At 71.6% G+C, this 6,050-nt stretch carries 6 protein-coding genes and 4 tRNA genes; 3 read left to right on the forward strand and 7 right to left on the reverse strand.

The genetic code is table 11. The features are described from left to right. Positions 1-11: 11 nt before the first annotated feature. Together ABD249_RS07835 and ABD249_RS07840 are read right to left on the reverse strand one after the other, a co-directional pair. The gene (locus ABD249_RS07835) at positions 12-779 is read right to left on the reverse strand and encodes a YebC/PmpR family DNA-binding transcriptional regulator (protein WP_344342375.1); all 768 of its coding nucleotides are present in this window, start codon (positions 777-779) and stop codon (positions 12-14) included. 41 nt (positions 780-820) lie between these two features. After that, positions 821-1,438, reverse strand: a complete 618-nt coding sequence (locus ABD249_RS07840; RefSeq protein WP_344342377.1) for a hypothetical protein — start codon at positions 1,436-1,438, stop codon at positions 821-823. A gap of 53 nt (positions 1,439-1,491) precedes the next feature. Here ABD249_RS07840 and ABD249_RS07845 point away from each other — a divergent pair, with 53 nt between their 5' ends. Then, positions 1,492-2,025 (forward strand): hypothetical protein, encoded by a 534-nt coding sequence (locus ABD249_RS07845; RefSeq protein ID WP_344342379.1) that lies wholly within the window; start codon positions 1,492-1,494, stop codon positions 2,023-2,025. A gap of 37 nt (positions 2,026-2,062) precedes the next feature. Here ABD249_RS07845 and ABD249_RS07850 read toward each other — a convergent pair whose 3' ends face one another. The 5 genes from ABD249_RS07850 to ABD249_RS07870 form a co-directional block, all read right to left on the reverse strand. Continuing rightward, entirely contained in the window at positions 2,063-2,581 is a 519-nt protein-coding gene (locus ABD249_RS07850; protein ID WP_344342550.1) for an HIT family protein, read from the reverse strand. Positions 2,582-2,661: 80 nt separating this feature from the next. Continuing rightward, on the reverse strand, positions 2,662-4,566 hold the full coding sequence (thrS, locus tag ABD249_RS07855) for a threonine--tRNA ligase (RefSeq protein ID WP_344342552.1): 1,905 nt from the start codon (positions 4,564-4,566) through the stop codon (positions 2,662-2,664). Positions 4,567-4,757: 191 nt separating this feature from the next. Beyond that, positions 4,758-4,832 (reverse strand) — tRNA-Val (locus ABD249_RS07860). Positions 4,833-4,839: 7 nt separating this feature from the next. Then, positions 4,840-4,910 (reverse strand) — tRNA-Cys (locus ABD249_RS07865). Between the two features lie 48 nt (positions 4,911-4,958). Then, positions 4,959-5,030, reverse strand: a tRNA-Gly gene (locus ABD249_RS07870). 188 nt (positions 5,031-5,218) lie between these two features. Here ABD249_RS07870 and ABD249_RS07875 point away from each other — a divergent pair. Together ABD249_RS07875 and ABD249_RS07880 are read left to right on the forward strand one after the other, a co-directional pair. Continuing rightward, positions 5,219-5,291 (forward strand) — tRNA-Val (locus ABD249_RS07875). Between the two features lie 141 nt (positions 5,292-5,432). Next, positions 5,433-6,020 (forward strand): hypothetical protein, encoded by a 588-nt coding sequence (locus ABD249_RS07880; RefSeq protein WP_344342381.1) that lies wholly within the window; start codon positions 5,433-5,435, stop codon positions 6,018-6,020. Positions 6,021-6,050 lie beyond the last annotated feature (30 nt).

Raw genomic sequence — 6,050 nt, forward strand, 5'->3', positions numbered from 1 at the left:
CCGCGAGAGGGCTAGTCCTCGTCCTCGGCGTCGAGCTCCGCCTGCGCCTCGGGGGTGAGGGCGTAGTTCGAGAACACGTTCTGCACGTCGTCGGAGTCCTCGAGCGCGTCGATGAGGCGCATGACCTTGCGCGCCGTCTCGGCATCCACCTCGACCTTGAGGTCGGCGACGAACTCGGCGTCGGCGGCGTCGTAGTCGATGCCGGCGTCGACGAGCGCCGTGCGCACGGCGACGAGGTCGGTCGGCTCGGAGAGGATCTCGAACCCGCCGCCCTGGTCGATGACCTCCTCCGCACCCGCGTCGAGCACGGCGAGCAGGATGTCGTCCTCGGTGACGTCGTCGGTCTTCGTGACCGAGACGACGCCCTTGCGGTGGAAGTTGTAGGCGACCGAGCCGGGGTCGGCCATCGTGCCGCCGTTGCGGCTCATGGCCGTGCGGACCTCGGCCGCCGCGCGGTTCCTGTTGTCGGTGAGGCACTCGACCATGAGCGCGACGCCGCCGCCCGCGTAGCCCTCGTACATGATCGTCATGTACTCGATCGCGTCGCCCGAGATGCCAGCGCCGCGCTTGATCGCGCGGTCGATGTTGTCGTTCGGGACCGACGTCTTCTTCGCCTTCTGCACGGCGTCGTACAGGGTCGGGTTGCCCGCGAGGTCGGCGCCGCCCATCTTGGCGGCGACCTCGATGTTCTTGATGAGCTTGGCGAACGACTTCGCACGGCGACCGTCGATGACGGCCTTCTTGTGCTTGGTGGTCGCCCACTTGGAGTGTCCGGACATGGTGCCTTCCCGGTCGATCGACTGGTCAGTCTACCGAGCGCTCACGAGGCGAGCGGCGCACGCCGCCGCACGCCCGCCGCCGACAGCTCGAGGGCGGCGAGCGCGTCGAGGACGGCATCGTCGCCGTCGCGGATCGCCCGCAGCGGGTCGGGGGCGACGGCCTGCAGCTCGGGCAGCGGCCTCGCGACGAGCGCGCGCAGCGCGAGGAGGTCCCGCCCGGCGGGGGTCGCGGCGACGCGCGCCGTCTCCGCCGAGCTCCGAGCGAACCGGATGCGCGGCACGAGCCACACGCCCACGAGCACGAGCACGGGCACGATCCAGACGGCGGCGCCGACGCCCGCGGCGAGCGCGTGGATGGCGGCCTCGAGCGTGCGACCGGCGTCGGCGAGCCCGTCGGCCGCGCCCGACGCCTCGACGAAGGGCGTGCCGAGGCCCGTGCCGACGAACGGGATGTCCTCGAGGCCCTCGGCCGCACCGAGGAGGGTGCCGGAGAGCTCCGAGCCGGTGTCCTGCATCTGCACGCCGAACCTGGCGAGCGAGTCGATCGCGCGCGTCACCTCGCCCGCGAGCCAGATGGCGCCGACGAGCACGCCGATCGCGACGACGTCGCCGACGATCTGCCACGCGCGACGATCGGGCCTGGCCGAGTAGAGCTGCATGGCGCCGAGGCTATCGTCGGCGCTCCCCCAGCCGCCGGTGGGACGATGCGTGCATGGCCCCTCGTCGCACCCGCTCGCTCGCCGCCGTCGCCGTGGGCGCCCTCGCACTCACGGGGTGCATCGTCCAGCCGCCGACGCTCGTGCCGGCGCCGCCCGTCACCGAGCCGACGAGCCAGCCGAGCACCGAACCCGCTCCCTCGACCCCTGCCTCGAGCGAGCCCGCGCCGAGCTCGGCGGCCCCCTCGTCGGCACCGCCCGCCGCCTCGGGCGGCGCGAGCATCGTCATCGACGGCACCCCGGCTCCCGCGGCGATGGTCGACTCGATCGGCTGCATCGTCTCGGGCGACAGCGCCGTCATGGCGTCGGGCGCGGACATCGACGACGTGGCCACGGGCTTCTTCACGAACGACGGCGGATCATGGGTCGCCGAGACGTTCACGATGGTCGTCGGCGACGCCGTCTACCTGCAGGTCGACGAGACGGCGCCCGCGACGTACGAGGGCGGCGTCTTCACGACGACGCTCACGATGGAGACGTTCACGGCCGGCACCGCGACCGTCGACGTCACGGTCCCCTGCGGGTCCTGACGCGCAGGCCGCTCGCGCGCGGCGCTGCGCGGGCCGGCTACGAGAGCCAGCCCTCCTGCAGCTCTGCCCGGACCTCCTCGATGAGGCGCGGCAGCGCCTTGGTCTTCGCGATGATCGGGAAGAAGTTCGCGTCGGTCGCCCAGCGCGGCACGATGTGCTGATGCAGGTGGTCGGCGATGCCCGCGCCGGCGACCTGCCCCTGGTTCATGCCGATGTTGAAGCCGTGGTTGCCCGACACGGCCGTGATCGTCCGCATCGCCTGCTGGGTGAGCAGGGCGATCTCGGCCGTCTCCTCCGTCGTGGCGAGGTCGTACGTCGCGACGTGCCGGTACGGGCAGATCATGACGTGGCCCGTGTTGTACGGGAACAGGTTCATGATGACGAACGCCGTGCGGCCGCGGTGGACGACGAGGCCGTCGGCATCGGCGAGCGTCGGGGCGACGCAGAACGGGCACGCATGCGGCTCGGGCTGCTGGCCCTGCTGGATGTAGGCCATCCGGTACGGCGTCCAGAGCCGCTGGAACTCGTCCGGCACGCCCGCCAGCTCCGACGACATCCACGTCGGCGCGCCGGCCTCGCGCGTCGGGTCGTCGGCCGCGGGGAAGTCCCCCGGGCCGCGGCCGTCGGCGCTCGGCATCAGGCGACCAGCTCGGTCTGCCGCGTCTCGATCGCGTGCAGGATGCGGTCGATCGCGTCGTCGACGGGCACGCCGTTCTCCTGCGTGCCGTCGAGGAAGCGGAAGGAGACGCTGCCGGCCTCGGCGTCCGTGCCGCCCGCGATGAGCTGGAACGGCACCTTGGCGAGCGTGTGCGTGCGGATCTTCTTCTGCATGCGCTCGTCCGAGTGGTCGACGTCGATGCGGACGCCCTTCGCGCGGAGGCGGTCCGCGATGCCGTCGAGGTAGTCGGCGTAGTCGGCCGCGACGGGGATGCCGACGACCTGCACGGGCGCGAGCCACACGGGGAAGGCGCCGGCGTAGTGCTCGAGCAGGATGGCGAAGAAGCGCTCGATCGAGCCGAAGAGGGCTCGGTGGATCATGATCGGGCGCTGCCTCGAGCCGTCGCGGCCGGTGAACTCGAGGTCGAAGCGCTCGGGCAGGTTGAAGTCGATCTGCACCGTCGACAGCTGCCAGGTGCGACCGATCGCATCCTTGGTCTTCAGGTCGATCTTCGGACCGTAGAAGGCCGCCTCGCCCGGGACCTCGGTGAGGTGCAGCCCGCTCGACTGCGCGACGCGACGCAGCGCGTCGGTCGCCTCGGCCCAGTGCTCCTCGTCGCCGATCCACTTCGACTTCTCGTCGTCGCGCATCGACAGCTCGAGCGAGAAGTCGGTGAGCCCGAAGTCGCGCAGGAGCGACAGCACGAACTCGAGCACCGTGCCGCACTCCGCCTCGAGCTGGTCGGGCGTGACGAAGAGGTGCGCGTCGTCCTGCGTGAAGCCGCGCACGCGCGTCAGGCCGTGGAGCGCTCCCGAGAGCTCGTTGCGGTAGACCGTGCCGTTCTCGGCGAGCCGCATCGGCAGGTCGCGATACGACCGCGCCCGCTCCTTGTAGATGAGGATGTGCATCGGGCAGTTCATGGGCTTGAGGTAGTAGTCGGCGCCCTGCTTGACGATCGCGCCGTCGGCGTCGACGACCTCGTCCATGTGGATGGGGGGCCAGATGCCCTCCTTGTACGTCTCGAGGTGCCCGGACGTCATGAAGAGGTCGGCCTTCGAGATGTGCGGCGTGTAGACGTACGAGTAGCCGCCCTCGAGGTGACGCCTGCGGGCGTGCTGCTCCATCTCCTGGCGCACGATGCCGCCGCGGGGGTGCCACACCGAGAGGCCGGAGCCGACCTCCTCGGGGAACGAGAAGAGGTCGAGGTCCTTGCCCAGCCGGCGGTGGTCGCGCTTCGCGGCCTCCTCGAGGCGCGCCTGGTAGGCGCGCAGCTCGTCCTTCGTGGGCCAGGCGGTGCCGTAGATGCGCTGCAGCTGCGGATTCGTCTCCTTGCCGCGCCAGTAGGCGGCGGCGACGCGCATGAGCGATGCGCCGTTGCCGACCATGCGGGTCGAGGGCAGGTGCGGGCCGCGGCAGAGGTCCTTCCAGACCGTCTCGCCGTCGCGGTCCACGTTGTCGTAGATCGTCAGCTCGCCGCCTCCGACCTCGACCGACGCATCGTCGTTCGGACCCTTGAGGCCGATGAGCTCGAGCTTGTAGGGCTCGGCGCTCAGCTCGGCGCGCGCCTCGTCCTCGGTGACGACGCGGCGCGTGAAGCGCTGGCCCTCGCGGATGATGCGGTCCATCTCCTTCGAGATCGCCTTGAGCGCCTCGGGGGTGAAGGGCTCGGCGACGTCGAAGTCGTAGTAGAAGCCGTCGTGGATGGGCGGGCCGATGCCGAGCCGCGCCTGCGGGTCGATGCGCTGCACCGCCTGGGCGAGCACGTGCGCGGCCGAGTGCCGCAGGATCGACAGGCCGTCCTCGCTGTCGATCGTCACCGGCTCGACCGTCTGCGCGTCGGTCACCTCGCGAGCGAGGTCCTGGAGCTCGCCGTCGACGCGCATGGCGACGACGGCACGGTCGGAGAAGAGGTCGAAGCCGGTGGTCACCCCTCGATCCTAGGCGCGCGGGCAGCCCTCGCTGCACGCCTCACGCGGCGGGTGCGAGGGCGCGCGCGCTGGCGCGGACCCCTCGGCCGAGGCACGGTCACGGCGCACGACGAAGCCCCGGCCGCTGGGGCCGGGGCTTCGATGTCTGGTGGGCGATACTGGGATCGAACCAGTGACCTCTTCCGTGTCAGGGAAGCGCGCTACCGCTGCGCCAATCGCCCAGATGCGAGGTGGAGACGGGATTCGAACCCGCGTAGACGGCTTTGCAGGCCGCTGCCTGACCACTCGGCCACCCCACCACGTCGGCCGAGCGGGGCATGCCCTGCTCGACCACGAGAGTTTCCTCGAGCGGATGACGAGATTCGAACTCGCGACCCTCACCTTGGCAAGGTGATGCGCTACCACTGCGCCACATCCGCATTGTCCTCGAGGCCTGCGCCCCTCGGACTCGACCCACAGTAGCCCACCCCACCCGGCTCGGCAAATCGACCGGCGACGCACGGCCGGAGGCCGCCCGACGACCCGTCGAGCGCATGTCGGGGACGGCACATGCCCGTGCGTCGTGGTCACGATCGGCGGCGCGGATGTGGCAGGATGGAGCGGTCGCGGGCGATTGGCGCAGTTGGTAGCGCGCTTCCTTCACACGGAAGAGGTCATCAGTTCGAGTCTGGTATCGCCCACCGCAGGGACGGCCCCGGTCCATCGGATCGGGGCCTTCGTCGTCTCCGGGGCACGCATGCACGACCGGGGCAGCGCGGCGCGCACGACCCGCCCGTAGGCTCGTCGCAGGCGCAGACCGCGCCCTCGTGACGGGAGGTGTCGTGCGCTGGCCACGAGGTCGTCGCGACGCCGACGACGCCGCTCCCCCGCCGACCGACGACGAGCTCGGCGTGCAGGTCGACGAGGGTCTGCTCATCGTGATCACGGGGCTGCGGCTGTCGGCGCGCAATCGCGTCGTGCTCGACGTGCTGCGCGATCGTGCCGACGTGACCGAGGCGTCGCTCGCCGCGGCCGTGCGCGCCGATGCGCTCGCCCTCGCCGAGGAGCAGCGCGCCGGCATCGAGCGCATCCAGCGCATCCGCGACCGCGCGGCGGGCCGACGCGGCCAGGCGCTGCACGGCGCCGACTACCGTCGCGGCGACGTCGCGCCGCTCGAGCTGCGCGCGCGCATCGCCGAGCTGCTCGCGCAGCGGCTCGAGGCGCTCGCCGACGACGACGACGCCGTGAGCGCGATCGTCGTGGCCGCACGTCGGAGCGCGATGGACGACATGTTCGACGCCTCGCTGCGCAGGCTCCACGAGGCGCCCGCGATCGCCGACCCCGAGCACGACGATCGGCTCGCCGAGCTCCACGACCTGCTGCGCGGTCTCGCCGACGACCTCGACGCCGGGGTCGTCGGACCTCGGTGAGCGTGGCGGCGCGCTGCGCCCGGTACGCCG

This window comes from Agrococcus versicolor, from assembly GCF_039531815.1.
In the GTDB taxonomy this organism is placed as follows: Bacteria; Actinomycetota; Actinomycetes; order Actinomycetales; family Microbacteriaceae; genus Agrococcus; species Agrococcus versicolor.